The following is a 24923-nucleotide window of genomic DNA, read 5'->3' on the forward strand; positions in this document are numbered from 1 at the left end:
CTGTGTCTTAGCAAGTTTAGCAGCAGCTGGCTACGCAGGTATAAGGTATAAGGTATAACCCCAGCCAAACAGCTTTTTTTCTCGCGCAGCTTTGCGTACTTTAACAATCTGTAGCCACTATACCTTATCTCCGGCTATTTCCATCAACTTTATAGCACCATGATCAAAAGAATCAAACCTCTCTTCCTGCCGGTGATCTTGGCCGGAGCGTTCACAGCCTGTCAGTCTTCCAGCCCTGAAACAGGGGAAGCCGGTGCTGAAACCGTCGCCACACTTTCAACCGAAAGCTACGGCAACTATCTGAGCGCACTGGCCGCTGATGACATGGAGGGCCGCAAGCCTTTCACATCCGGTGAGCAGAAAACGCTGGATTACCTGGAGCGGGAATTCAAGGCGCTGGGCGTGGAGCCGGGTAACGGCGACAGCTATTTCCAAGAGGTGCCGATGGTGGAGGTGAATACCACCGCCAGCCCGAGTATGACCATCAAGGGCAGGCAGCAAGAACTCAAGCTCGAAGGCCGTACCGATTACGTGATCTGGACCAAACGCACGGACGAAACCATTAACATCGATCCAACCGAGATGGTGTTTGCAGGCTTCGGCATTGTGGCGCCAGAGTATAACTGGAACGACTATGCCGGGCTGGATGTGAAAGGCAAGATTGTGGTGATTTTAGTAAATGACCCGGGTTTCTACGCGAAAGATAAAGCTGTGTTCAATGGCAATGCCATGACCTACTACGGCCGCTGGACCTACAAATTTGAAGAGGCCGCCCGCCAGGGAGCAAAAGGTGCCCTGATCATCCATGACACGGAGCCAGCCGGTTACGGCTTCCAGGTGGTGCAGAACAACTGGAACACTTCCAAAATGTACCTCGACAGCCGCGGCAAAGAAACCTATCGTTGTGCCATGGAAGGCTGGATCACTACGCCAGTAGCTGAGAAACTGTTTGCCGCCGCAGGTATGAATTATAAGGCGGTGTTGAGCAAAGCGCATCAGCCGGGTAACAAACCTTTCCCGCTTCACCTGCAGGCCAGCACCTCTATGAAAGTGAAAACCCGCTACGACAAGACTTCCAACTTCATCGGCAAGATCACCGGCAGCACGCGCCCTGACGAGAGTATCATCTACACTGGCCATTGGGACCATCTGGGTATAGGCAAGCCCGACGCGGCGGGTGACAGCATTTACAACGGTGCTGTGGACAATGCCAGTGGGGTAGCCGGTCTGCTGGAGATCGCCAAAGCCTTCAAAGCGCAGTCGGTGCAGCCGGAACGAACGGTGGTTTTCCTGGCTGTGACAGCAGAGGAGCAGGGATTATGGGGCTCGGCTTACTATGCCGAGAATCCGGTATTCCCGAAAGAGAAGACAGTTGCCAATATCAACATGGACATGATGAACCCTTATGGCAAAACCAAAGATGTGGTGCTGTACGGTATGGGCCAATCTGAACTGGAGGATTACATCACAGCAGAGGCCGAAGCCGCAGGTCGTTATATGGCACCGGAAGAGAACCCGGAGGCAGGTCTGTACTACCGTTCTGACCACTTCAATTTTGCCAAAATAGGTATACCGGCGCTCTTCATCGGACCGGGTGTGGATCTGGTGGAAGGCGGCAAAGAAGCGGGCAAGAAGAAGCTGGATGAGTACTACGCCAACTACTACCACAAAGCGGCCGACCAGATGCACCCTGATTACAAGGTGGATGGGGCCGTGGAGGACCTGAAACTGCTTTACCAGGTGGGCAAGCGTTTGGCTGGCTCAGCGGAATGGCCGCAGTGGAAAGCAGGTTCGGAGTTTAAAGCCGTGCGTGATGGATATATGAAAAAGTAACTATAGTTTTGTCCCCCCATATCTTCTGCATTATGTGCAGGAGATATGGGGAGAAACGCCTTCTGTCCATCAATTTAATAATTAAGCTTTTTCATGAAATTTAATTTGCTGCTCTTCGTGGCTCTCCTTCCGCTTTACTGCTTCGGCCAACATGCGTTGGTTGGCGACCCAACTTATAATAAAACGGTGCCACGCCTGATATTTATGAAGCACAATGAAAGCAGCAGCCCCTTGTTGAACTCAAAGATCAGCCCTACTGACTTTGAAGGGAAGATGTCATCTAAAGAGACGAGTATTTTTGTTACCTACAAGCGCAATGAGAAAGTAGGATCTACTGTAGGGAATTACGCTCAACTTACGGTGCCTCCCAGTAGACTGATGGACTTTCATTTGATGTATGGCTATAATTATAAGGTATTCATTGATGAGGCCACAGCTACCAAAGGACTACGCTTCAGTATTGCCCTTACGCCTAACGATAAAGTAGAGAGTAAGAACCTTGGTAGCCATGCACTGCAAAATGGCAAAGTTGTCACGAAAAAGATAAATTCGAAGTCATTCGAAATTAGCCAGAACGATAGTATCCTGACCGTATACATTGCCGCATCGAATCTGACTGCAGGCTCATACCTGACTTTCAATGCGCAGGTTAGTTCGGTCAATTTCAGTGAGATTGGACCTTTCGGGATTGAGAATCCAGCCTACATCGATTATGTCAGTTTTAATATGCCAGAGATTTTCCTCTATGACCTTGTTGCTCAGGATGTGGCGCTAGAATTGGTTTCGCAGGAAAAGAGGCCGTTTGAACTGCTCCATTTTAAGAGGGACAAAGAAGGAACGATCGATAAATTTAAAGTCGACAGCTACAATTACAAATGGATGATAAACCCCAAAAGCAATGAGGGTGGCTTTAAATTTAATTTAACAGAACTGCTTTTTCCAGAGAAGAAAGATATAGGTATAACACCTCCCGAACTGCTCATGCTATAATCGCCATCTTTCTTCCAGCCATTACAGCAACAACAGCCCCTTCTCCCGCAGCTCAAACCAAACCGGCGAGGCCAGGAATTCCGAGAAGCTCAGGTGCGCATCCAGCGGATAAGTTTCTTCCAGTTGCTTCAGCGTCATAGCCGGCGCCTCTTCTGAGGTCAATAGCGTAAGCTGCTCTAGCAGCCATTGCCCGATGTTCGCGGTTGTCTTGATCTGGAAGTCCTCGGCCTTCTCGTAGAAAGTGAGTACGCAGCGCTCAATGGTCTGGCCTTTCTTGGCGTACATCATAAAGTCGATCTCCGGCACATTCCCCAGCCAGAACACACGGGCCAGTTTGCGCTCGCTGTCCGGTTTGGCAGGTTCCTGTATGGCCTTGGCGATCAGATTACGGTCTGTGGTCACGCGCGGCACTTTGAAATCGAACCAGAAGGAGAGTGGCTCCTCTAGCCCCACGCCGTGCATAAAGTTGTAGAGCGCCTTGGCCAGTCCAGGACCGAACAGCTCGTGGTCGGTGCCTTGTGGATCGTCATGCCAGAGGTCGTTGTTGGCGAAATCTCCTTCCGGCGGACCCACCTTTACCACGCCAAATTTCTCGGGGTGCTTGCCTACCGGGCTGTGCGCCGTCATGCTGAAGCGGTGCCAGTAGCCAGACTGGATCACACCGTTCAGGAACAATTGCCGCACTACCTCCAGCGAGTCGATCGTTTCCTGGGCGGTCTGGGTAGGGAAGCCATACATGAGGTAGGCGTGCACCATGATGCCGGCCTGCGTAAAGCCATCGGTCACACGAGCCACCTGGGCAATGCTCACGCCTTTCTTCATCAGGTCCAGAAGGCGATCCGAGGCCACCTCCAAACCACCTGACACCGCAATACAACCCGAGGCGGCCAGCAGGCGGCAGAGGTCGGGGGAAAATGTTTTCTCGAAGCGGATGTTACCCCACCAGGTAATCTTCACACCGCGTCGAAGCAACTCAATGGCCAGATCGCGGAGGGCGGCAGGCGGTGCGGCCTCGTCCACAAAATGGAAGCCCGTCTGTCCGGTTTGGGAGATGATCTGCTCAATTCGGTCGACCAGCAAAGTGGCCGGAGCCGTTTCGTAGCGGGAAATATAGTCAAGGGTGATGTCACAGAAAGAGCAGCGTTTCCAGTAGCAGCCGTGGGCCACGGTGAGTTTGTTCCAGCGGCCGTCGCTCCAGAGGCGGTGCATCGGGTTGATCACGTCGATCACCGACAGGTACTCCTGCAGTGGCAGGTCGCTGTAATCCGGGGTGCCGACTTCGGTATGCGGAATGTCCTTATCCAGGCAGCCGTTGATGTAGTCTACCTGGCCGTCCTGCAACATAAAGGTGCGCTGCAGTAAATCCACCTGGCGCTCGCCTTGCAGGTATTCCAGCAGCTTCAGCCAGGGGCCTTCACCATCGTCGAGCGTTACAAAATCGATGTACTTAAACAGGCGTGGTTCTCGAAGGGTACGCAGCTCGGTATTCGGGTAGCCGCCCCCCATCAAGGTGTGGATGTGCGGATAGTTTGCTTTGATATACTGCGCCAGTCGCAAGCCGCCGTACAGGTTGCCCGGGAAAGGGATGGAAAAGCCCACCACATCCGGTTGCACTTCCTGCAAACGTTCCTCCAGCAGTTCCAGCAGCATCCGGTCTACCAAGTTGGGCTCCGTCTGCAGCGATTCTTCCAGCGGATCAAAGGAAGTAGCGGACAGGGCCAGCTTCTCGGCGTAGCGGCTGAAGGCAAAGTAAGGGCAGATCGTCTCCTTGATCAGGTCACCCAGGTCCTCCAGGTATAGCGTGGCCAGGTAGCGGGCACGGTCCGTGATGCCCATGCTGCCAAAAGCCCAGTCAATGTCCTCCACCTGATCGAAGCGGGAAGCCTCGGGCAAGTAGCGGCTGTAGCTGATCTGCTGGGCCAGAGTCGTATCCTTGTTCTGAAGAAAGCGAATCACCGGCTCGATGGTGTGCAGGTACTCCCGCTTCAGGCGCACGATACGCCGGCTGTTGTCTGAGAGTTCAAAATCACCTGCCTCTACGGCCTCAAAGATGCGGGTTAATCCTGCTTTGGTGAACATGCGCAGCACCAACTCAATGCCAAAATCGGCCTGGGTAACAGAGTAACCCTGACCTGACAGAAAACCTTTGATGTAGGCGGTGGCAGGGTAGGGTGTGTTGAGCTGCGTGAGCGGCGGCGTGATGAGCAGTATGGTGGGCTTCTTCAAGTCTCGGGAATCTTAAAATAACAAACGCCCCACAGGGCGCGGACTGCAAAACTACTGATTCTGCAGCGCTTTCTAAACAGATGCTGTCAGGTTAACAGTTCTACCACGCACAGGGTTCAGTATGGAGATGTTGGGAATGAGGGGCTTAAGGAATGGCAGGTATAACATTGAATAATTTATTCATTAAATAGGTATTTAATTATATAAATCAATTTAGATATCATTATATTTGCATTATTATCATCTATAGTTGAATGCTTCTGGGCGTTAAAGCCAGGGTTTTAAGCTGTGAAAACATGAAAACCTGGAGCAGTGGCTAGTGATGGTGTAAGTGTTTCAATTGTTCCCTAAAACAAAAGGCCCGCGGTGCTATCGCGGGCTTTTCGTTTGTTGGAGGTATAGCAATGCCTAACTGAGCAGTTGCGACGTTTTATTGACGAGGTAATTCGCCCCGGGCACAATCGCCAGCACCGTACCAGCCACCAGCACAAACAGCACCACAAACAGGCGCAGCCAGTTCATAAAGAAGTTATCGGCAAAGCCGAAGGTATAGAGCTGCAGGGCAGAGGCTATCAAAAGGCACAGCAGGGAGATGACCAGCAGCTTGCGCTTGAGCGCCGGGTTCAAAAATTTCTTTTTCATGGCAGACCGGGTATAGCCGCAAAGTTAAGGGTTAGGCCGATAGCTGCGTTATCAGGCGTGTCCTTTTTGTGCTTCGGCATCCGAGCTGTCGTCCTTGGTATGGCTCGGGTCGTTTGTACCGCTGCCCTGCGGCGGTGGCGTTTGCTTGTCGGCCGCTACTTTTTTCTTGTCCGACGACATTTCCTTCGTGCTCTTTTCCTGATCAGACTTGTTTTTTCCGTTCACCATACCTTTATGCGTTAGTACTCTCTGTCATACGGCAAACCATTGGCCGGAGTAGCTTTTTTTAACTCTAATTGTAGGGCGGTCGTACATTAAAGGGCTGTACCCGACTGCGGTATGGCGCTTTGAAAATCTAAAACGAAAGAACTATGAAATCGATAAAGACAACAGCTGCTGTGCTAGGCGTACTGCTAGGTATAGGTATGGCATCCTGCAACACAGGTACTGACCCTGGCGAGACAAACACCGAGCGCAGCGACTATGAGCGAACCGAAGAAGCAGATCGCAGCAGCATGGACAACGACACCACCGAAAACTACGAGGATATCTATGAAGGCCGCGAAGGTACCGCCATCGGAGACAGCGCCTACAACCAGGAGGGTGACCGTAAGAAACGCTACGACAAGGACCTGAAACCGAACCCGAACCAGTAAGCTGGCTCAGGTATAAAAGCACGATGCCCGGCGCTCAGTTAATGAGTGCCGGGCATCGTGCTTTTCAGGAAGCGTAAGTGCTACCGGAACAGAAAGCCATTCGGGGCTATACCTACCCGGAAGGAATCGACAGCAGCGCCACTCTGCGGATTGTAGCGCACTACCCAGCCATTGGAGGCATAGTCGGTAGCTTTGCCAGCGTAGATGGTGCCGCTGGCAGGTTCTATACCCAGCCCATTGAAACCGTAGGCAACGTAAGTACCCCGGTCGATCAGCGGCTTAGTGGCCAGTGTAGTCGCGTTCACGTCCTGCACCCATACCTTGTTGTTGAACACATAGTAGAGCTTGTCGCCATTCAGGTTTGGCGTGAGCTTGCCTGGAGCCGGAGCATTCTGGCTGAAGGTGAGGGTGCTCATGACGGAATTGCTCGTTGTATTGATCTTAGCAAGAGAGCCGGGCGTGCTCTTTTCTTCACTCACAAACCAGTTATCGTCTTCATCTACATCCCATACCTCAATGCCGCTGCTGCTTACCCAAAGTGTGTTGTTGCGGTCCAGCGCCAGGCTGTTGGGTCCGTCGTTCACCGTAATGGATGTTTCAATAGCGTCTGTCGCGGTATTGATGACTGTTACCGTGTTGCCACCGCTATTGGTTACGTAGAGTTTTCCGGCAGCTATTAGGAGCTGTTCAGGCTTCACCCCTACCGTAATGGTTTTGGTCACAGTGTTGGTTTTCAGGTCTACCACAGCCACGCGGCCGTTGCTATAGGCATAGGTAGCAGGGTCGTAGCCGAGCCATTCGGTCACGTAACCCTTGTCATCGTTCAGGGCAGCGAAGTAACGGGGAGCCTCCAGACCGGCAATTTCGCTTTCGGCTTTCAGGGTGTTGGCATTGGTCACCACCACCTTGCCGCTGTTGTTCATCACCAGGTATAGCCGGTCGCCCTGCTGCGCCATATGCTGCAGCACGTCGCCGAGCACCAGTGGCGCATTCACTTTCTTGAAAGACTCATTTTCTACTGATTTGCTGTCGTGGCTGTAGAAACTCACAGAGGCGTTCGAGTAAGTCATGGCACCTTCGTTAGAGATAAGCACACCATTACGGGCATACTCTCCGGCGGGGCCGTTGTTGGTATCATCGCTGCAGCTGGTAAATACAACCGCGCCAAAGGCAAAAGCAGCTGACAAAAGATAGCTGCGGAAACGGGTAATTTTTTTCATGTTATTAAGGTATGGGTGTGAAACTAAGGTATGACAAAGCGTAAGCCGACAGCCAGACTTCGTGGCGGCATCGGCATGTTTTCGAGCACGGTATAAGCGCGGTCGGTCACATTGTCGCTGCGCACCGATGCGATGAATTGATATTGACCGAGGGTGATTTTCTTATGCAGGGCGAGGCTGAGCAAGGTATAGCCGGGCAGGCTGCTGGCGTTGCTGTTGTCGGTGTAGCGGAGGCCAGTATGCGTCAGGTTGCCGAGCAGGGTCCAGGTACGGAAGGTGAGGTCGGCGCCCAGCTGTGCTTTGTGCAGCGGCACATGCGCGAGCTGACTGTTCAGTTCCTGGTTTCCTTCATAGGCTTTCACCTGCTCCGATGCGGTATAGGTATAGGCGCCCGTGGCAGCCAGTTGCCAGTCGCCGAGTGTGGTGCTGGCGCGGCTGCTGAGCTCTATACCCTGGGAGCGTACTTTCTGCAGGTTGCGGGGGGACCAGTAGCTGGACGTGACGGGCATCCACTGTATCCAGTTATCCACGAGCATGCGGTAAACATACAGTTCCGACTCCAGTTGCAGAGTGCCCAGGGTATAGCGGTGTCGCAGCCCGGTTTCGTAGCTCCAGCCTTGCTCCGGCTTGATGTCCGGGTTGCCGCCCGGTTGCCAGAAGCGCTCGTTCAGCGTCGTCACGCGGTAGCTGCCCGATACGTTGCCCTTCAGGTTTAGCTGGTGCTGGTCGTGCTGCAGCATGAGCCAGTTGGCACCCAAAGTAGGAGCCGGAGCGGGGTTATAGCCTTTCACGAATGCCTGGCGCAGATTCAAACTCAGGTCGAGTCGCTTGCTGGGGTCGTAGCGGAAGAGCAGGAAAGCCGAGGCGCGGTCTTCTTTTACCTGCCGGCCATAACCCTGCACATCGGCCTCGAAGTGCTGCAGGTTCAGGCCACCCCGCAGACTCCAGCGGCGGGCGTAGGTATAGGTTTGCTCTGCCTGCACCTGGTAGGTGTTGATGTCGGTAGTAGAATGGTTGTTGTTATCAGTGAAGAGCAGGTAATCGTTGAAGACGGCGGCTTTCACGGAGGTTTCGCCCCAGTTGCTGCTGTGGTTAAGCTCGGTCATCAGGCGCAGGTTCCGGTCAACTTGCTCGGCATTGGTGTTGGCAGCACCCAGGGATGGTGGTACTTCGCGGTCGGCGTGGGTATACCAGCCATGCAAAGCCAGTCGGGTGTTGTCGGAAAGCTGCCAGCTCACATCCTGTGTGAAGCCATGCTGGGCTACCTGCGCCTGGTCCTGCTGGCGGGTGGGCCCCCCGATGCGGCCGTAGTCCCGGAAGGAAAAGTCGTTCTCTGCTGCCAGGTAGTAGCCGCCCAAGCCTACCGATACCTTCCGGCCGCTGTAACGGGCACTGGCGCTGGAGAAGTAGCGGCCGAAACTGCCGACTTCCTGCAGCACATCTGCGCCGAAGCCAGGCTCCAGCTGTGTCGGGGAGTTCAGCAAAATCGCTCCACCAATCGCCCCGCTGCCATAGGTTGCACCTGCCGCACCGTGCTGCACCGCTATGCTTCCGATACTGTTCAATGGCAACAGGGACATGTCATTTTGCCCCAGGGCAGGCTGGCTGATGTTGAGTCCGTTCCAGAGCACGGCGGTATGGGTGGGGCTCGTGCCGCGAAAAGCAGGAATCGCGATGCCGCTCGGCCCGTTCGTTTTCAGGAACACCGGCGTGCGGGACTGCAAGGCATCGGCTATGGAGCCAGCGGTATAGGTGCGCAGGAAAGTGCTGTCGAGTGTGGTGACGCGGCTGCCGGAGGCAAAGACCTCAGCGGGCTTGCCGAATACCTCGACGGTGCGCAAATGATACAGCGTGGTATCCTGCTGCGCCAAAGCAGCCGGTGCTATACCCAGCGATAAGGCCAGGCACGAAAAAAGGAGGAAATGAAACTTTGCCACGTATACGCTTGCTTAGATCCCGAAGCATGCAGGCAGGTAGAGGCAGAACGGCGCGCGAAGGTGTAGATAGCGAGCAGTGCAGCTTTTTACCCGAAAGCATACGACTAATTTGGTCAAACTGGCAGGTCTCCTGGCTCTCTTCAGGTCAGCCAGCCTTCCCATGCGTTGTGCGGCACAGTGGCGGTGGTTTTGGCTCACCCTTTTTAAGAAGATTACAGTTGCGGGAACAGCATAGGTCTCACACCTATTTCCCTTTTAAGGCTTTGCGTTGGATACAGCAAGGCCACCAATCTGAAGGCAAAGGTAATGATTATTTAATGAGTAATGAATAATGACGAATGAATAATGGGCGGATAATGAGAAATGACTACTGGGGGACGGTGAATGGGTGATGATAAATGACGGATGATGAATTTGTAAAGAATAACGGTGGTGAAGGTTGAGGGAGGTGTAGCGAATAATCCATGATGCGACGAATTGGTTAATCTGATGGAGAGAGTGAGGCATGAATTGTCACTGACGTATGCTTTGGCAAAAGCTTCCCCCAGCTTAGCTGCCTCTTTCTATCAGCGACATCGCCGACCTCCCTTTGATTCGCACGTAATACACCATTACCGATTATTCATTCGTCATTACTCATTATTCATTATTTAATAGTGAAGCTCAACAAAGACTTTTATACCCGACCTGATGTCGTGCAGGTGGCGCAGGACCTGCTGGGGAAATACCTGTATACGAACCATGAGGGTATCCTCACCGGCGGCATGATCGTGGAAACGGAGGCGTACTCCGGCACAAACGACAGGGCCTGCCATGCGCACCTGAACCGCCGGACGCAGCGCACCGAGATCATGTACCACGAGGGCGGCGTGGCCTATGTATACCTGGTGTATGGCATGTACAACCTGTTCAACATCATCACCAACGTAGAGGGGCGAGCCGATGCCGTGCTGGTCCGGGCCATCGAACCGACAGAAGGTATAGAAGAGATGCTGCTACGTCGCAACATGGCCACATCTAAACCCAATCTGACGGCCGGACCGGGCGTGCTCAGCATTGCCTTAGGTGTAAACCGTCGCCATTACGGTGCCTCCCTCACCGGCGACACCATCTGGATAGAAGACAAAGGTATAGCCGTGCCTGCCGAAGGTATAGCCATCGGCCCCCGCATCGGTATAGACTATGCTGGCGAAGATGCCTTGCTTCCCTGGCGCTTCTGGCTGAAGGACAATAAGTGGGTCAGCCGGAAGAAGTAGGCTAGGGCTGCACTCGTGTGTCGCTGCTGAAACGGTAAGAAGTGGCGCCCACCGTGCCGTGCCTGGTTATACCTTCGCACACGGCCACAAACTCCGTGATGACATCCGATGTGAAGAAGATAACAGTCGCTTTACCGTTGGCGTCGGTCGTTACATTCGGCTGCCAGTGGAGCGTGCTGCGGAAGTCAGGCAGGTTGTGACGCTCCTCCGCTACATCGTAGCGTGGCGAGTAAAACTCCGATGGCTTGTTGTAGCCGGCCAGCTTGAAGTTGATCGTGCCGGGTGACTTTTGATTGGCGTAGTTGTAGTTCGGGTTGCCTCTTTTGCTGAAAAGTGCAATGACACCGCTGCCTGACGAAGAACCAAAAATGGCCGCATTAGCTCCCTTCAGGACTTCTATAGCTTCTATGTTCGAAGGGTCCAGCATGTTGACGGTTTCGAGTTCTACGCGCATGCCGTCGAGTACAAACAAGGGCGTTCCTCCCCCGCGTATCTCGACAGAGGTTTCGAAGCCCGAACCAGTTACCTGCACACCGGCTACCCGGCCGGCCAGATACTGTAGCACAGTCGGATAAACGACTGTCATTTTATCTAGCTCAATACGGGCGTCCACATTCTCCTTAAAATAAATGCGGTGATCATTGCTGAATTCCTGCTTCTTGGCTGTTACGTCTACCTGCTTTAGCTGAATGGCTCCCGTGGTCAGGCGGTGCTGGCGGTCGGCTTTCGCCCAGTCGCTCATGCGTTTGCGGTAGGCGGTGATCTGCTCGGGTGAGATAGTGGCGCCCTCCAATGCCTGGAAGTTCGGGGTGGGGGCAGCGGCTTGGTCCAGGTGGATGAGCTGATTATTGCTACCCTTTGAAGTTCGTGCCTGTACGAACACCTTAAGTGTGTCTTCAAAGTTTAGCCCTACGAACCGGAAACTGCCATCGGGGTTTGTCTCTGCCATCACCAAGTTAGGCAGCGCAGCCACACTGTCTTTTGGAGCTGTATTTGGCGTGAAGATGAGCGTCAGGTTGCTTTTCTGCGGGGTCTTCTTGCCGAGCTCTTTTTCAACTCGCCCCGAAAAGGAGATGCTTTGCTCCGGTAAATGCGTAACGGTCGGCAGTCTGTCCTGTAGCAGGTCGCCCCAGTCGAAGCGGCGCCAGCCTTGAGTGAGCAACAGCAGGTCCAGGTGCCGGCGTGCATGCGGCTGCTTCTTGTCGAAGTAATAGGCTGGCTGCTCGATATTGCCTTTTAACTCGCCCTGCAGGTATAGCTGCGAGTAAATGTTATTCTCGTAGGGTTGCTGGTTCAGGTCACTCAGGGCATCGCGCACCGCAAGCGAGAAATTGCCGGCTACTGGTTTGCCGTTCGCATCGCGAGCTTCCAGTTGCATGGTCACTTTTTGCCTTTTGCCATACATCGTCTTGTCGGTCGTGAGGTTGAGCTGGACTTGAGGCGGATGGTTGACAAAAGCCAGGCGCTCGCTAAGGGCTTTGCCGTCGGCGCTGAACAAGGTGAAGTGGACCATGCCCGCCGGGAAACGGGAAGCAGGTATAGCCGACTCCAGAACTTTCTGGTCGGTGTTGGCTCTCACCGCAAAAATAAGGCTGTCGGCCGCATGCGCGATCAAATATAAGGGGCCAAGCGAGGCTGCGTTCTTAAAGTTTTGCTCAATCCGGAAGTTAAGGGTGTGTTCACTGAGCTGCACCACCTGTAGCACCACGCCTTCTGGTTTTGCCTCCGGCAGCTTATAGCTGGCGGTGCGGCCGTTCGGGAGTTGCAGCTGTGCGGTGTAAGTTTTGCCGGGCTCAGGTGTGAAGGTAAAGGCGCCCATCCCCAGGTGTTCACTCTTAAAGTCCATCACGGTGTTCCCCTGCTGGTCGTGCACGGTGCCTGCCACCTGCTGGCCTTTGCCGCTTATGTCTATTGCCTTAAAGCCCACCCGCGAAGGTATACCCGCCACCAAGTGCCCACCTTCCGGAAAGAACTGCAGATCAAAGGCTGGTTGGCCGACCGGCAGGCGATAGCTGCGCTGAAAAGGGTTGCTCTTGTCATCGGACTGCACCAGCAAAAGGGCTTCCTTGACAGTACCACTTTGGGCACTGCTAAAGAAGAGCGGCAACCGGGCCATACCTTGCGCATCTGTCACAAGGCTGCCTGATTTTCCTTTTTTGCCATCCAGCATCAGTTGCGTTCTAAGCTTCAGGTTTTTGATTGGTTCGAACGGGTGCCTGTAAAACTGCAGGCTGGCTATCAAAGAGTCGCCGGCTGAAGAAGTGTGTGTCTGGAAAGAGATGCTGGCTTTGACCTCTGTAAGGGAGGGGCTGGAGATGTTGAGCTCTCTGGTAAAAAAGTACTGCGGATCGAAATTGCGCATCCAGTTGGTATAGGCCCGGAGCTGGTATAGTCCCTCTGAAAGGGTGTCGGGTAGGTAAAAATCGCCATGTGCCATGCCGTCATGCAGCTTGAGCTTTCGGCTCAGGCGCACTTTGTTGTCAGGCCCCACTAGGTCGGCATACAGCACCGTGCTCAGGCTATCGGTTGTGTTCTGTGGGGCGTAGGCCTTGAACCAAATCGTTTCGCCGAGGCTGTAGAGTGTTTTGTCCTGGTGCAGGTAGACGCTCTCCTGTGGGTACAGGGCGTAGAACTTCTGGAGTTGGAGCGCGATGCGCGTGATCAGGTCGTCGTTGTTGGCCTTTTTGAAGCTGAAAGCAAGAAGCAGTAAAACAGCAGGCAATGATAAGAGCAGTAGAGGTTTGCGCATAGCTTGGCTTATATTAGATGATGCTTGATCTGTACAAATAGTAAGCCAATAATATATAAAAAATAATATATTATTCAAACAATTCATTTTTAAAGCTAATTCCGGCTGCAGGTATAGCTGCGGGGGCGTTTAGCACTGCTTATATATACCAAAGGCCCCGGCCATGCTGATCGTAGTCAACAAAGCCGGGGCCTTTGGCAGTACAGCTATATCGGACGCCTTATTTCTTCTTTTGCTGCTCGTTGTCGGTGCGGGCTTGGGGCGTTGGGTTGTTTGATCCCATTTTTCCTACCGCGTCCTTGTGCAGGTCGTTGCCGATGTCCTTCTTAGAGCCGGACTTGCCTGTGCTGGTCTGCTGGTTTTTCGGCATGTTTTTGTTTTCCTTTTCGTTTTTCATAGCATTCAAATGTTAGTTCGGTTACAACTTGCGACTTCTATACCTGGTTTACGAAGCCTGATAGCACGGGTTTAGGCCAACAGAAAAGCCCGCAGCATTTGCCACAGGCTTTTCTGTCTTATATTCAGCTAAACTATATTATTAGGAATTATCGTCGCTGGAGCCTGAGTTGTTGTTATTCTTGTTACTCTGGCGTCCTGCCTCTGCATGTCCCTCTGAGTCGCCGTGCCAGCCTTTGCCCTGGTTTTGGCTTCTACCCTGAGACTGGTTGCTGCTGCCTTGTGGCTGATTACCGCTTCGGCCTTGAGACTGATTGCCGCTGTTGGCCTGTGACTGACCGCCCTGCGATGAACTGCTTCTGGCAGATGACGAAGAACTGTCGTTCTTGTGGCTCTGTCGGCCGGCTTCTGCATGGCCTTGTGAGTCGCCGTGCCAGCCCTGGCCCTGGTTGCTGCTTCTTGCCTGTGAGCCCTGGCCGCTCTGGCCCGAAGGGTTGTTCTGAGAACGGGAAGTGCTCTCAAACTCACCGGACTGGTTTCTAGGCTGGTTCTGGTTATTGTTGCGATTCTGATTCTGACCCTGATTCAGGTTGTCCTCATTACCGCGCTTCATATTCTGATTCTGATTTTCCTCATTATTGCGTTTCATAGCTTTCGTGTATTTAAGTTAAACATAGTGCCTCGTCTCAGACGGGACCCTCTTTTTTACGGGCTAAGTTTCTAACAGTTAATAAATTAAGCGAGCAACTGTTGGAGCAGGTATAGCAATAAAACCGACTGTTGCTAGTATGGGTATATAGCGCTATGAAAGTATAACAGAGGGTGTATGTGTTTGTGAATGAGCTTGTTGATTGGCTGAGCGAGTGGGGTCAGTCATAAGAAGGCTTGGACTATACAAAGAGAAGGGAAAACGAAAGCGATCGAAATTAATATGAAAAAAAATTACCCGGAAGGGCCAGTCACTTTCCGGCAATAGACCACAATGGGCTTCTGGTGCATATCCGTTGTGAAGAAAAGATAGTCTGCTCCGCCCTCTTTTATACCTGTCTTCTTTCGAATATCAGCCACCGACTCCGGAAAGTTGCGCACCGTGATGTTGGCCTTGCGCTGCGGCAGCCTGGCCAGGATCTCTTTTTTATGGTAGCGCCCAACCCCCTGGCAGGCGAACGAACGGCCCGGAAAACCAGGTATGAGCTGGTCGGAGGTATAGAGGTGACTGTTGGGATGTAGCTTGTAAAGGCCAAATTGGCTTGCAAGGCTGCGGTAGGCGCCAGCTTTCAGGATGGCTGCGTTGGGCTCGTAGAGGTATGCCTTCGGGTCGGCAAAGCTGACAATCGTCTGTTCTTCCCGCTCTTTGGTAAAGGTAAGCACCTGAGAGCTGCCGTCGGGTAGCAGGTTGATTGCATGGCGCTCGGGATTGGTAGCCGCCTGGGGCTGTAGCATGTATAGCACCTCCTTGCACTCGTTGTGCAGCGCGATCACCCATACCTGTGCCACGGCGCCCAGTTGTTCCAATGCCAGTTCAATGTCCAGCATAGGTGAGGTCTTGAGCAGTACCGCATCCGCCTTTTCAAACAGCAAGGGAAGCAGCTGCAGCACATCCGGTTCACAGTCCTGCAGCAGGTGCACCTTCTCCTGTCTGTCGCCGCGCCGCGCCGGATCCAGGTATAGCACATCAGCATGGCCGGTGAATCCTTGCAGGAAATCTTCGGCGGTGGTATTGACGGCATTGATGTTAGCAGCACCCAGCAATTTAAAATTATAGGCGGCTATTTCTGAAAGCCCGCTGTTCTGCTCCACATGCACCACCTGCTCAAAATGCTTGGCAAAAAAGAAGCTGTCCACCCCAAATCCACCTGTCAGGTCGACGAGCAGCTTGCCTTTTACCAGCGAAGCTTTGTAGGCAGCGGTAGCCTCCGAGGAGGTCTGCTCTACGGATAATGTCGTTGGAAAAACCACATCCGGATGCGCCGCCCAGGTCGGCAGCTTGTCAGTGGCCTTCTGCCGCGCCTGGATCTGTTTGACCAGTTCAGAGACCGGCAACTGGGGGTAACGGCCTGCCTGCAGCATCAGTTCGGCGGGGTTGCGGTGCTGGTGCTGCTTGATGAAATCTTTCTCTTCCGGAGTATAGTGCTTCATGGTGCGCTGCAAAGGTACAAATTTAATCAGTCCCGTTTTTTTTCATAAAATCCGACCGGCCGCAAACAATCCTTATACCTGCTGGTTCTATTCACAACTAAAAGAAATTTTTAATTAATTATTTATCAGACTACTATGAAGAAATGGATGAAAATCATGCTGCTGGCAGTGTTGCCGGCAATGGTGCTGACAAGCTGCGACGATGACGATGATGACAACGCTATGATCGAAACTGCCAATGTAATGGTGGTGCACGCCTCTCCTGACGCGCCTGGCGTAGACCTGCTGGTAGACAACGCGAAAGTGAACACGGCTCCCCTGACTTTCCCGAACAACACAGGCTACCTCGATGTGCAGGCAGGCCGACGCAATGTGAAGGTGAATGCCGCCGGCACCAGCACAACCGTGATCGATGCCAACCTGGACCTTGACAGAAACGAAAGCTACTCCGTGTTTGCGATCAACACGCTAAGCGCCATTGAGCCCCTGGTGCTGGAAGACGACCTGGATACACCTGCCGCCGGCAAAGCGCACGTGCGCTTTGTGCACCTGTCGCCTGACGCGCCTGCCGTGGATGTGGCCGTGACCAACGGACCTGTACTTTTCGGCAACCGGGCCTTTAAGAGCGCAACGGACTTCACGCCTGTCGATGCCGCCTCTTATAACCTGGAAGTGCGCCTCGCTGGTACTCAAACAGTAGTGCTGACCGTGCCGAACGTGCAGCTGGCTGCCGGCCGCATCTATACCATTTTTGCCAGAGGTTTTGTGGCCCCGCCTGCCAGCAACACAAACGCCCTTGGAGCCGAGATCATTACGAACCGATAACCGCGAAGGAGACATACCTACAAGAGGCCTGTGCCATTGGCACGGGCCTCTGTATTTAAAACTGTTTGACTTTCAGCCGTATACTAATCTGGAGTTGAAGATGACAGAGAAATTTTATAATTTTGTGCTTCCTTAAGAAAATATTACAACATGATTGATACGCAACTAAAGTACAAGGTAAAAGATATTTCGCTGGCCGAGTGGGGCCGCAAAGAGATCAGACTGGCTGAGGCAGAGATGCCTGGCCTGATGGCAATCCGTCAGGAGTACGGCCCAAGCAAGCCGCTGGCGGGTGCCCGCATCGCCGGCTGTCTGCACATGACCATCCAGACCGCCGTGCTGATCGAGACACTTGTGGAGCTGGGCGCTGAGGTGACCTGGTCTTCGTGCAACATTTTCTCTACGCAGGACCATGCCGCCGCTGCCATTGCAGCTGCCGGTATCTCGGTTTACGCCTGGAAAGGGATGACGGCCGAGGAGTTTGACTGGTGCATCGAGCAGACGCTCTTCTTCGGTGAAGACCGCAAGCCGCTCAACATGATCCTGGACGATGGTGGTGACCTGACCAACATGGTGCTGGACAAGTACCCGGAGCTGGCCGATGGCATCAAAGGCCTTTCGGAAGAAACGACTACCGGCGTGCACCGCCTGTATGAGCGCGTGAAGAACGGTACGCTGCCAATGCCTGCCATCAACGTGAACGACTCGGTAACCAAGTCGAAGTTCGATAACAAGTATGGCTGTAAGGAGTCGCTGGTAGATGCGATCCGTCGTGCTACGGATGTGATGATGGCTGGTAAAGTAGCGGTTGTGGCTGGCTATGGTGACGTAGGAAAAGGTTCTGCCGCTTCGCTTCGTGGTGCCGGTGCCCGTGTGATCGTTACTGAAATCGACCCGATCTGCGCCCTGCAGGCTGCTATGGATGGCTTCGCGGTTAAGAAAATGGCTGATGTTGTGAAAGAAGCTGATATTGTGGTGACGGCTACCGGTAACAAAGACATCATCACGGAGCAGCATTTCCGCAGCATGAAAGACAAGGCGATCGTTTGTAACATCGGTCACTTCGACAACGAGATCGACATGGCCTGGTTGAACGGTGCGTACGGTCATACCAAAGACACCATCAAGCCGCAGGTTGACCTGTACAACATCGAAGGCAAGGACATCATCGTGCTGGCGGAAGGCCGCCTGGTAAACCTGGGTTGCGCGACTGGTCACCCATCGTTTGTAATGTCGAACTCTTTCTCGAACCAGACACTGGCCCAGATCGAGCTTTGGACCAACGCGGATGCCTACGAAAACCAGGTATACACCCTGCCGAAGCACCTTGATGAGAAAGTAGCCCGCCTGCACCTGAGCAAAATTGGCGTAGAGCTGGATGAGCTTCGTCCGGACCAGGCCGCTTACATTGGCGTGGAAGTAGAAGGCCCTTACAAGCCGGAGTACTACAGATACTAATCCTAGGAATCAGGTATAAACAAGAAAGCCGGGGCATCAGCTCCGGCTTTTCTGTTATTGCGATTGTTATTGCGATTTGAATCTGCCTAGTTTAAAGAATTTGTAGACCGAGGCCTTCACCTGCTTGAACTTGTTGTCCAATTTCAGGTACTTGTTGGCTCTATCACGATAATGGACGCGGCGATGTAAACCCAGATGCGTGGTATATGGCCTGTCCAGAATCACGGCAGTATAACCCAGCTCACTGAAGAAATCCGATATCTCCCGCTCAAACTGACCGAGGCTAAACTGCGTAAAGCCGCCCATCAGCTTGTAATCGCTCATGCGCTTCAGGCTTGGATTCAAAATAAAGATCTCCTTCTTCACTTCTCTATACCTGATGCCCTGGTACTCCTGCTCCTCTTCCGCGAAGAAATCAGCAGGGAGCTCTTTTGCGATTCTTCCCCACACCGTGATCAGCTTAGGGAATGCCTCCATCAAAGCAAGCGAGTCCTCTATAAAGCCCTCACGCAGGAACACCCAGTCGTCTTCGCAATGGAAGATGTACTCCGTGTCCACATGGCTGTAGGCAATCTCGATGCTCCTTCGCTGGCCCAACTGCTCCGGGTTCACAATCGTCTCAAACTTGTCGTAGCTGAACTTCTGGAGTACTTTCTCCAGCCCTTTCCGGTTGCCGCTGTCCTCAATCACCAGTATCTTCTCGACAGGGTAGGTGTTGAACTTGAAAAAGGTCTTCAGTGTGGCCTCGAGCAAGTCGAAGCGGTTGCAGCTGGTAAAAACAACGGTGATTTTCTGGGACATAAAAATGCTGTGACGAAGCACAAAGATAAGGGGACGCCTAAAATAATTGCCCTGGCCTTTCGATTATTTAAAGGTCAGGGCAATGAATGGCTTTTGCCAGGATTGTAGCGTTTCTGTCAGATAATGTTGAAGCGCGACATCAGCGATTTTTTGTAGGATTTTCCGATCGGGATATCGCCTTTGGAGAACACGACTGCGTTTTCTTCCAGGGCTTCTACTTTGTCGAGGTTGGCGATGTAGGAGCGGTGCACGCGCACAAAGTTGCTGGAAGGCAGCTTGTGCTCCATGTCTTTGAGTGTGGAGCTGACCAGGTACTTCTGGTCTGCGGTGACGATGAAAGAGTAGTTGTCATACGCCTCTACCCACAGAATGTCGCTATAATGCACTTTGATGATGCGGTGCTTAACCTTGACGAAAATGTAGTCAGTTTGCGGTTCCGCTTCCTTTGGTGCTTTTCCTGCGCCATTCTCAACTCCCTTTTGCCCGGAATCGTGCTTGTAGAGTGCCAGCTCAATGGCAGAGCGCAGGTTTTTTTCGTCGAATGGCTTGGCCAGAAAGCCATCAGGCTCTGTTTTCTTTGCCCTGTCCAGTGTGTCCTTGTCGGCATAGGCGGTCAGGTAAATGAAAGGAATGTCGAATTCCTCCCGAATTTTAGAGCCTATCTCAATGCCGTCAATGTCACCTTTCAGGTTCACGTCGAGCAATACCAGATCTGGTTGCATGGTTCGGATCATGTCAAGGGTGCTTTCACCGGAGTCGATGGCGCACGTCTGGTAGCCCAGCTCCTCCAAACAGGCGGCCAGGTCTTCTGCGATTATAATCTCGTCTTCCGAAATAAGAATCTTTGGTTTCGTCATAGCATTAGACTCTTACGTAAAATTATCAACTTACGGTGACAAAACAAAATATAATATTGCTTTTGTACCATTATTATTTAAGTAATCGATATGGCCGCCCAGCTTTTTGGCCAGAGACGACACCAATTGCAAACCAAACGACTTCTTGCGCCGCTCCTCGAAGTCAGTTGGCAGGCCTATCCCGTCATCGTGCACAGTCAGGGCATAGGCGTCCTGCTGTTCCGACCGCAGGTAAATGGCGACCTGCCCATACCGGTCGGGGAAAGCGTATTTGATGGAGTTTGAAACAAGCTCATTGACAATCAGCCCCAACGAAAGCGCTGTATCGGCTTCCACCATAATGGCAGGGATATCAAGCTTGATTTTGATATGGCGCTCCCGTATCCCATAGGTAGCGCCCAATCCCTCGCATATCGCCTCCATGTAGGCATTCAGATCAATCGAGGCCAGGTCCTCGTGCTGGTATAGCCGTTCATGCAGGATGGCCATCGACCTGACCCGCCCCCGTACAGCCTGCATCACTTCGAGGGCCTTGGGGTCCTGCACACGCCGGGTCTGCAGGTTAAGCATGCTCATGATGATCTGCAGGTTATTTTTGACACGGTGGTGGATTTCTTTCAGCAGGATCTCCTTCTCCCGGTTTTTCTCCTCCAGCAGCCGTGTGCGATGCTGTACCTTCTGCTCCAGCAGGGTATTGAGCTTCACCAGGCTTCTTTCGCGCAGCCTGACCACACTGATGGCGCCGCCGGTAGCGACAAGTACCATCAGGACAATGAACCACTCCCGGCGCCACACCGGCGGTACGATCGTGAAGGTATAGGTAAGCGGGCTCGGGGTCCAGTAACCATCGCTGTTGGCGGCCAGCAGCTGAAAGGTATAGCTACCCGGATCGAGGCTGGCGTAGGTGGCGAAAGAATAATCGGTGACGGCAGACCATTGCTCGTCGTGCCCCTTGAGCCGGTAGCGGTAACGCACCCGGTCGGGGGCCGTGAGCGAGATGCCATGAAAGTCAAACGTCAGGTGGTTTCTGTTGTGCGGCAACCGCAGGTTGACCGGTAGCCCGGTAGCAGAGTCGATGATGTAGCCCATGCTTGTCCAGTCGGTAGGTTTTTGGAAAAGCATGATGTTGGTAATGAGTGTGTTTGGGTATACCTGGTTGCGGCGATCCATTTCGGGCAGGTACATGGTCAGCCCTTTGGCTGTGGCGAACCATACCGTGCCGTCAGGCGTCTGCGTAATCCCCCTATTGCTCACCTCCAGGCCCCTGAACCCTTCCTGGTTTGCGTAGGACCGGATGCTGAGGCGGCCCTGGTTGTGGAGCTGGTCGAGCTGCACTTTCAGCACTCCCCGGCTGGTGCCTACCCACAGGTGGTTTGTGTTGTCGACGTAAAGGCTTTTTATACCTTCGTTTGGCAGGCCATTGCTTGAGTTGTATACCTTGGGTGCCTTCCATTTGTCGTGCCAGGCCATGATGCCGTAGTTGAAGCCGCCAAAGTAGAGCGTACCTAACTCGTCTTCCGTGATTGTGAATACCTCGCGGAAATCCGTATTTCCCAGACCTTTGGCTGCAGTTAGTTTGCTGTTTTCGTACCGGAACACACCTTTCTCGGCACCTATCCAGATTCTGTCACGGCTGTCACGGTGCAGGGCGTATACCTTGCCTGTGCATTGCGGCTGATGCACGGTCTTGATGTATTGCTGGTTAACGGGCAGGATGGCTAATCCGGCCGCTGTGGCCAGCAGCAGGTCACTAGTTGGCATGGGCAGGGCCTGGTATACCTCAGCTGATGGCAACCCCTGCGCTGTGCCATAGTGGACCACTTTGCCAGGCCCCAGTCGGTACAGTCCGTTGCTGGTGCATACCCAAACATCGTTCTCGTTCGCCACCCACATGCTATGCAGGGTAGTCCCTTTTGGCCAGATGTCGGTTTGGAGCCAGTTCAGGATGCCGCCTTCCATAAAAGCCGCATAGCCGTCATCGGTGCCCAGCCATACCCTGCCTTTGGTGTCCTGCGCCAGGGCCGATATGACAGGCTCCTTTACCTGTCCCATATCAAAAAAGTGGACGAACCAGGGGTTGCGGTACTGCATCAGGCCATGGCCGGTCGTGCCGATCCAGATGTTGCCTTCCCGGTCTGTTGTGATGCAGTTGACTCTGTCTGTGCGCAAGCCACTGTAACGGGTAAGGTGCTGAAACTCCTGGCCGTCGTATTTGATCACGCCATTCAGGTGCAGACTCAGCCATTGGTGGCCGTAGTTGTCCGTAGTGAAGTCTCTTACGTTCGGGCTTTCTATACCTGTCGGGAGCTCGAAGTCTTCCAGTTTATTCATTTTGAAAGTGGCCGCGCCGTTCGCCGTGCCGATCCAGATGGTGCCGTCGGGTGACTGGTCTAGAGCATTAATGCTGTTATCATTCAGGGCGCTGTTGGCAGCGGTATAGTTGTTTGTGCCCTTTGCGTTTATTCTGTAAACACCCTGCGAGTTGCTTCCTGCCCAGAGCTCGTTGGTAGCCGTAAAAAGCAAATCGTTATAGCGAACGGGCGGCAAACCGGTGTGCCGCACAAACCTGTCTTTAGTCAGGGAGTATATGCCGCTGTCCGTAGCAGCCCAGATAATGCCCTGATTGTCTTCTGCAATGCTGTGGACGCCACCAGGTGGTAGGCCGGCTTCCTGGTCATATACATCAAAGCTGTCGCCATTAAGCACCATCAGCCCCCTGTCAGTTGTCCCGATCCAGATGCGCTGCCTGCTGTCGAGCAGCAGGCAGCGTATGCTGTTGCTACTCATGCCATCCCGCTTGGTATAGGTATGGAAAGCAGACCCGTCGAAGCGGCTGAGGCCTCCAAGAGTAGCCACCCAGAGCTGCCCTTTGTTATCCTGCAGTATGTCGTTTACCTGCGACTGCGGCAAGCCCTGCTCAAGCGACCAGTTTCGGAAGTTGAACTGCTGCGCATGCGTGTGGAGCGAAACTACCAGTAAGAGTATAAGAGCAAAAAGGCGCATCAGGATGCCAGGGCGTTAGACAGAATAATATATGCAGCTAATATATTTTGTAATAAAAAATAGCTTAATAATTATATTACTCTAAAGCTAAGTTTTTGTTGCCTACGGCCTATACCTGATGTTATACCACTATTGTGTATGCTGACTCTGCTACTAAAAAACCAATGCCTATACCGGCTGCAGGTTCAACCAGACAGCAGGTATAGGCATAGAAAAAATGGGGTCCCCTTATTGGTTTGTGAGGTGTTTGTTGATGCCGTTCGAGCAGAAAATGCTTTTCTCAGTAATGGCCTTCTCCAATATAGCATCGTTTGCGGCCAGGCTCTGGCGTGAGTTTTCCTGGTGATGCAGGTGATAAGCTATACCCCCGAAGGCCAGATTTTGCCGTTTGGTACCGCTGTTAAGCAACCGGATGGCAAACTCACTGTCCTCCCGGCCCCAGCCCACAAAATCCTCGTTGAAGCCATTCACCCGGATGATGTCCTCCATCCAGAAGCCCATGTTGCAGCTCTTGATAGATGCGATGCCCGCATTTCCTTTGCTGAAAAGCCTGGATAGAAAAGGCGAGTTCGTGGCATTGAGCCTGTTCTTTATACCTGCCGAAAGAGGAGAAATGGGAGCGGGGCCACGGCTGATCAGGTTCTGGCTCAGCTCCGGGCTCAGCAGCACCCGTTTCCCCTGCGTAAAATAGCCTTTTCGGGCTGCCCGGCGGTGGCCTTTCAAAAAGTCGGGGTGCAGCACCATGTCGCCGTCAATGATCACCACATACTCGCCGGACGCCATGGCGATGGCCCTGTTGCGGCTCTCGGCTGCTCTGAACCCCAGGTCTTCCTGCCAGCTGTGCAGCACCGGCACCGGCGACTCCTTTGCTAAGCTCTGTATTAGCGCGCGCGTGTCGTCACGGGAACCGTCGTCGGCCACGATAATCTCGCGTGGCAGTTCGCTTTGCTGAAAGGCGCTGCGGAGTACGGTGCCCAGGGCCTCCTTCCAATTGTAGGTGGTGATGACCAGGCTAATGCCGAGGCGCTGGTTCTCTTCGTGCAGTTTCATGTATTTGTAAAAAGTGCCATTGGCGTTGGAGAAGGAGATGGCCATACCTTCGTACCCATACAAAATCCCGCGCTGCAGCACATAGTTCCTGAAAAGCGAAAAGGCCCATTTAAAGTAGCTTTTGGCAGGGGAGGAGCTTTTGCGGAACCGCTTCTCTCTGGCGAAGAGGGTCGTATACTGGTCCATCTTGGCGATCAGCTGCGAAATGCTGTTAAAAGAGAAGTGAACCATGGTGCCTCGCAAAGCCCGCACCTGCAAATTGTCTGTTTGGATATACTCGTGCACGGGCAGGTCAGCAAAGCGGGTGGTGCCTTTGTGGTAGAGGCGCAGCACATAGTCGTTGTCCCAGCCGCAGGCTTTGATGTGCTTTTTGCCGTAAAAGTTGTGGCGCAGGAAACTGTATACCTGGTGGGTGTCGCGAAGGTCGAGCTGCAGTATTTCTTCCGCCAGTTCAGGGGAAAGCACCTCGTCGCTGTCAATGGACAGTACCCAAGGGTGGGTGGCGTGCTGCGCCGCCAGGTTCTTCATCGGTCCAAACCCGAGAAAGGGATGCTCCACGATGCGCACATTCGGAAAGCGGGCCGCTATGGCCAGAGTTTCGTCCGTAGAGCCATTATCCAGTACAATTATCTCGGCAAAGCGCTGCAATGCATGCAGGCAGTCGGCGAGATGCTGCTGGCTGTTTTTGGTAAGAATGGTAACAGAGATGGCTTGGCTCATGCTTGGGGATGCGCTGGGTTTTGGAACTGCAAAATTAAGTTTTAAGACTTAAATCAATTAAAAAAAGCGCAGGAACTACTGAAAGTACGAAAATTCCGTATGTTTCTAATAAAGATAAGGATAGGAAAGGCTGTCTGCGCCCTGTCCTCTACATACCAATGCACA

Annotated in this window: 19 protein-coding genes and 1 riboswitch; of the genes, 6 read left to right on the plus strand and 13 right to left on the minus strand. The window is 53.1% G+C overall.

Features of this window, described 5'->3' with window-relative positions:
• Positions 1-159: 159 nt before the first annotated feature.
• Together IEV97_RS10625 and IEV97_RS10630 are read left to right on the plus strand one after the other, a co-directional pair.
• Positions 160-1833, plus strand: a complete 1674-nt coding sequence (locus IEV97_RS10625; RefSeq protein WP_188501512.1) for a M28 family metallopeptidase — start codon at positions 160-162, stop codon at positions 1831-1833.
• 93 nt (positions 1834-1926) lie between these two features.
• On the plus strand, positions 1927-2823 hold the full coding sequence (locus IEV97_RS10630) for a hypothetical protein (protein WP_188501513.1): 897 nt from the start codon (positions 1927-1929) through the stop codon (positions 2821-2823).
• 21 nt (positions 2824-2844) lie between these two features.
• On the opposite strand, the gene IEV97_RS10635 is transcribed toward IEV97_RS10630, so the two are convergent.
• From IEV97_RS10635 to IEV97_RS10645, 3 genes are all read right to left on the minus strand, one after another.
• Positions 2845-5049: a B12-binding domain-containing radical SAM protein gene (locus IEV97_RS10635; RefSeq protein WP_188501514.1), complete on the minus strand. Its 2205-nt coding sequence runs from the start codon at positions 5047-5049 to the stop codon at positions 2845-2847.
• A gap of 408 nt (positions 5050-5457) precedes the next feature.
• Positions 5458-5691, minus strand: a complete 234-nt coding sequence (locus tag IEV97_RS10640; protein ID WP_188501515.1) for a DUF2798 domain-containing protein — start codon at positions 5689-5691, stop codon at positions 5458-5460.
• 51 nt (positions 5692-5742) lie between these two features.
• Positions 5743-5919, minus strand: a complete 177-nt coding sequence (locus IEV97_RS10645; protein WP_188501516.1) for a hypothetical protein — start codon at positions 5917-5919, stop codon at positions 5743-5745.
• A gap of 143 nt (positions 5920-6062) precedes the next feature.
• Here IEV97_RS10645 and IEV97_RS10650 point away from each other — a divergent pair, with 143 nt between their 5' ends.
• Entirely contained in the window at positions 6063-6347 is a 285-nt protein-coding gene (locus IEV97_RS10650) for a hypothetical protein (RefSeq protein WP_188501517.1), read from the plus strand.
• A gap of 80 nt (positions 6348-6427) precedes the next feature.
• Here IEV97_RS10650 and IEV97_RS10655 read toward each other — a convergent pair whose 3' ends face one another.
• Together IEV97_RS10655 and IEV97_RS10660 are read right to left on the minus strand one after the other, a co-directional pair.
• Complete coding sequence (locus IEV97_RS10655) at positions 6428-7567, minus strand: DUF5074 domain-containing protein (RefSeq protein WP_188501518.1); 1140 nt, start codon at positions 7565-7567, stop codon at positions 6428-6430.
• Positions 7568-7590: 23 nt separating this feature from the next.
• A complete protein-coding gene (locus IEV97_RS10660) occupies positions 7591-9504 on the minus strand; it encodes a TonB-dependent receptor plug domain-containing protein (protein ID WP_188501519.1) in 1914 nt (637 codons plus the stop codon).
• A gap of 103 nt (positions 9505-9607) precedes the next feature.
• A riboswitch (cobalamin riboswitch) is annotated at positions 9608-9810 on the minus strand.
• 350 nt (positions 9811-10160) lie between these two features.
• Between IEV97_RS10660 and IEV97_RS10665 the strand changes: the two genes are divergently transcribed.
• Positions 10161-10760 (plus strand): DNA-3-methyladenine glycosylase, encoded by a 600-nt coding sequence (locus tag IEV97_RS10665; protein WP_188501520.1) that lies wholly within the window; start codon positions 10161-10163, stop codon positions 10758-10760.
• Position 10761: 1 nt separating this feature from the next.
• Here IEV97_RS10665 and IEV97_RS10670 read toward each other — a convergent pair whose 3' ends face one another.
• From IEV97_RS10670 to IEV97_RS10685, 4 genes are all read right to left on the minus strand, one after another.
• On the minus strand, positions 10762-13509 hold the full coding sequence (locus IEV97_RS10670) for a TonB-dependent receptor plug domain-containing protein (RefSeq protein WP_188501521.1): 2748 nt from the start codon (positions 13507-13509) through the stop codon (positions 10762-10764).
• A gap of 220 nt (positions 13510-13729) precedes the next feature.
• Positions 13730-13906 (minus strand): hypothetical protein, encoded by a 177-nt coding sequence (locus IEV97_RS10675; RefSeq protein ID WP_188501522.1) that lies wholly within the window; start codon positions 13904-13906, stop codon positions 13730-13732.
• A 141-nt stretch (positions 13907-14047) separates the two neighbouring features.
• Complete coding sequence (locus IEV97_RS10680; protein ID WP_188501523.1) at positions 14048-14554, minus strand: hypothetical protein; 507 nt, start codon at positions 14552-14554, stop codon at positions 14048-14050.
• A 293-nt stretch (positions 14555-14847) separates the two neighbouring features.
• The gene (locus tag IEV97_RS10685) at positions 14848-16044 is read right to left on the minus strand and encodes a THUMP-like domain-containing protein (protein WP_188501524.1); all 1197 of its coding nucleotides are present in this window, start codon (positions 16042-16044) and stop codon (positions 14848-14850) included.
• A 135-nt stretch (positions 16045-16179) separates the two neighbouring features.
• On the opposite strand from IEV97_RS10685, the gene IEV97_RS10690 reads away from it, so the two are divergent.
• A complete protein-coding gene (locus tag IEV97_RS10690) occupies positions 16180-16869 on the plus strand; it encodes a DUF4397 domain-containing protein (RefSeq protein ID WP_188501525.1) in 690 nt (229 codons plus the stop codon).
• Positions 16870-17019: 150 nt separating this feature from the next.
• Positions 17020-18327: an adenosylhomocysteinase gene (gene ahcY / locus IEV97_RS10695; protein ID WP_188501526.1), complete on the plus strand. Its 1308-nt coding sequence runs from the start codon at positions 17020-17022 to the stop codon at positions 18325-18327.
• A gap of 66 nt (positions 18328-18393) precedes the next feature.
• Here the strand turns inward: ahcY and IEV97_RS10700 are convergent, their stop codons facing one another.
• From IEV97_RS10700 to IEV97_RS10715, 4 genes are all read right to left on the minus strand, one after another.
• The gene (locus tag IEV97_RS10700; protein WP_188501527.1) at positions 18394-19128 is read right to left on the minus strand and encodes a glycosyltransferase family 2 protein; all 735 of its coding nucleotides are present in this window, start codon (positions 19126-19128) and stop codon (positions 18394-18396) included.
• 116 nt (positions 19129-19244) lie between these two features.
• Positions 19245-19985, minus strand: coding sequence for a LytR/AlgR family response regulator transcription factor (locus IEV97_RS10705; protein WP_188501528.1), 741 nt, complete (start codon positions 19983-19985; stop codon positions 19245-19247).
• Between the two features lie 30 nt (positions 19986-20015).
• Positions 20016-22988, minus strand: a complete 2973-nt coding sequence (locus tag IEV97_RS10710; RefSeq protein WP_188501529.1) for a two-component regulator propeller domain-containing protein — start codon at positions 22986-22988, stop codon at positions 20016-20018.
• A gap of 228 nt (positions 22989-23216) precedes the next feature.
• On the minus strand, positions 23217-24758 hold the full coding sequence (locus IEV97_RS10715; protein ID WP_188501530.1) for a glycosyltransferase family 2 protein: 1542 nt from the start codon (positions 24756-24758) through the stop codon (positions 23217-23219).
• Between the last annotated feature and the right edge of the window lie 165 nt (positions 24759-24923).

It is taken from the genome of Pontibacter amylolyticus, assembly GCF_014638845.1.
Classification (GTDB): Bacteria; Bacteroidota; Bacteroidia; order Cytophagales; family Hymenobacteraceae; genus Pontibacter; species Pontibacter amylolyticus.

Bases quoted from the DNA above. Each gene is read 5' to 3' on its own strand.
- IEV97_RS10625 (WP_188501512.1), top strand. From the start codon at position 160: ATGATCAAAAGAATCAAACCTCTCTTCCTGCCGGTGATCTTGGCCGGA.
- IEV97_RS10630 (WP_188501513.1), top strand. From the start codon at position 1,927: ATGAAATTTAATTTGCTGCTCTTCGTGGCTCTCCTTCCGCTTTACTGC.
- IEV97_RS10640 (WP_188501515.1), bottom strand. From the start codon at position 5,691: ATGAAAAAGAAATTTTTGAACCCGGCGCTCAAGCGCAAGCTGCTGGTC.
- IEV97_RS10645 (WP_188501516.1), bottom strand. From the start codon at position 5,919: ATGGTGAACGGAAAAAACAAGTCTGATCAGGAAAAGAGCACGAAGGAA.
- IEV97_RS10650 (WP_188501517.1), top strand. From the start codon at position 6,063: ATGAAATCGATAAAGACAACAGCTGCTGTGCTAGGCGTACTGCTAGGT.
- IEV97_RS10655 (WP_188501518.1), bottom strand. From the start codon at position 7,567: ATGAAAAAAATTACCCGTTTCCGCAGCTATCTTTTGTCAGCTGCTTTT.
- IEV97_RS10670 (WP_188501521.1), bottom strand. From the start codon at position 13,509: ATGCGCAAACCTCTACTGCTCTTATCATTGCCTGCTGTTTTACTGCTT.
- IEV97_RS10675 (WP_188501522.1), bottom strand. From the start codon at position 13,906: ATGAAAAACGAAAAGGAAAACAAAAACATGCCGAAAAACCAGCAGACC.
- IEV97_RS10680 (WP_188501523.1), bottom strand. From the start codon at position 14,554: ATGAAACGCAATAATGAGGAAAATCAGAATCAGAATATGAAGCGCGGT.
- IEV97_RS10685 (WP_188501524.1), bottom strand. From the start codon at position 16,044: ATGAAGCACTATACTCCGGAAGAGAAAGATTTCATCAAGCAGCACCAG.
- IEV97_RS10690 (WP_188501525.1), top strand. From the start codon at position 16,180: ATGAAGAAATGGATGAAAATCATGCTGCTGGCAGTGTTGCCGGCAATG.
- ahcY (WP_188501526.1), top strand. From the start codon at position 17,020: ATGATTGATACGCAACTAAAGTACAAGGTAAAAGATATTTCGCTGGCC.
- IEV97_RS10700 (WP_188501527.1), bottom strand. From the start codon at position 19,128: ATGTCCCAGAAAATCACCGTTGTTTTTACCAGCTGCAACCGCTTCGAC.
- IEV97_RS10705 (WP_188501528.1), bottom strand. From the start codon at position 19,985: ATGACGAAACCAAAGATTCTTATTTCGGAAGACGAGATTATAATCGCA.
- IEV97_RS10710 (WP_188501529.1), bottom strand. From the start codon at position 22,988: ATGCGCCTTTTTGCTCTTATACTCTTACTGGTAGTTTCGCTCCACACG.
- IEV97_RS10715 (WP_188501530.1), bottom strand. From the start codon at position 24,758: ATGAGCCAAGCCATCTCTGTTACCATTCTTACCAAAAACAGCCAGCAG.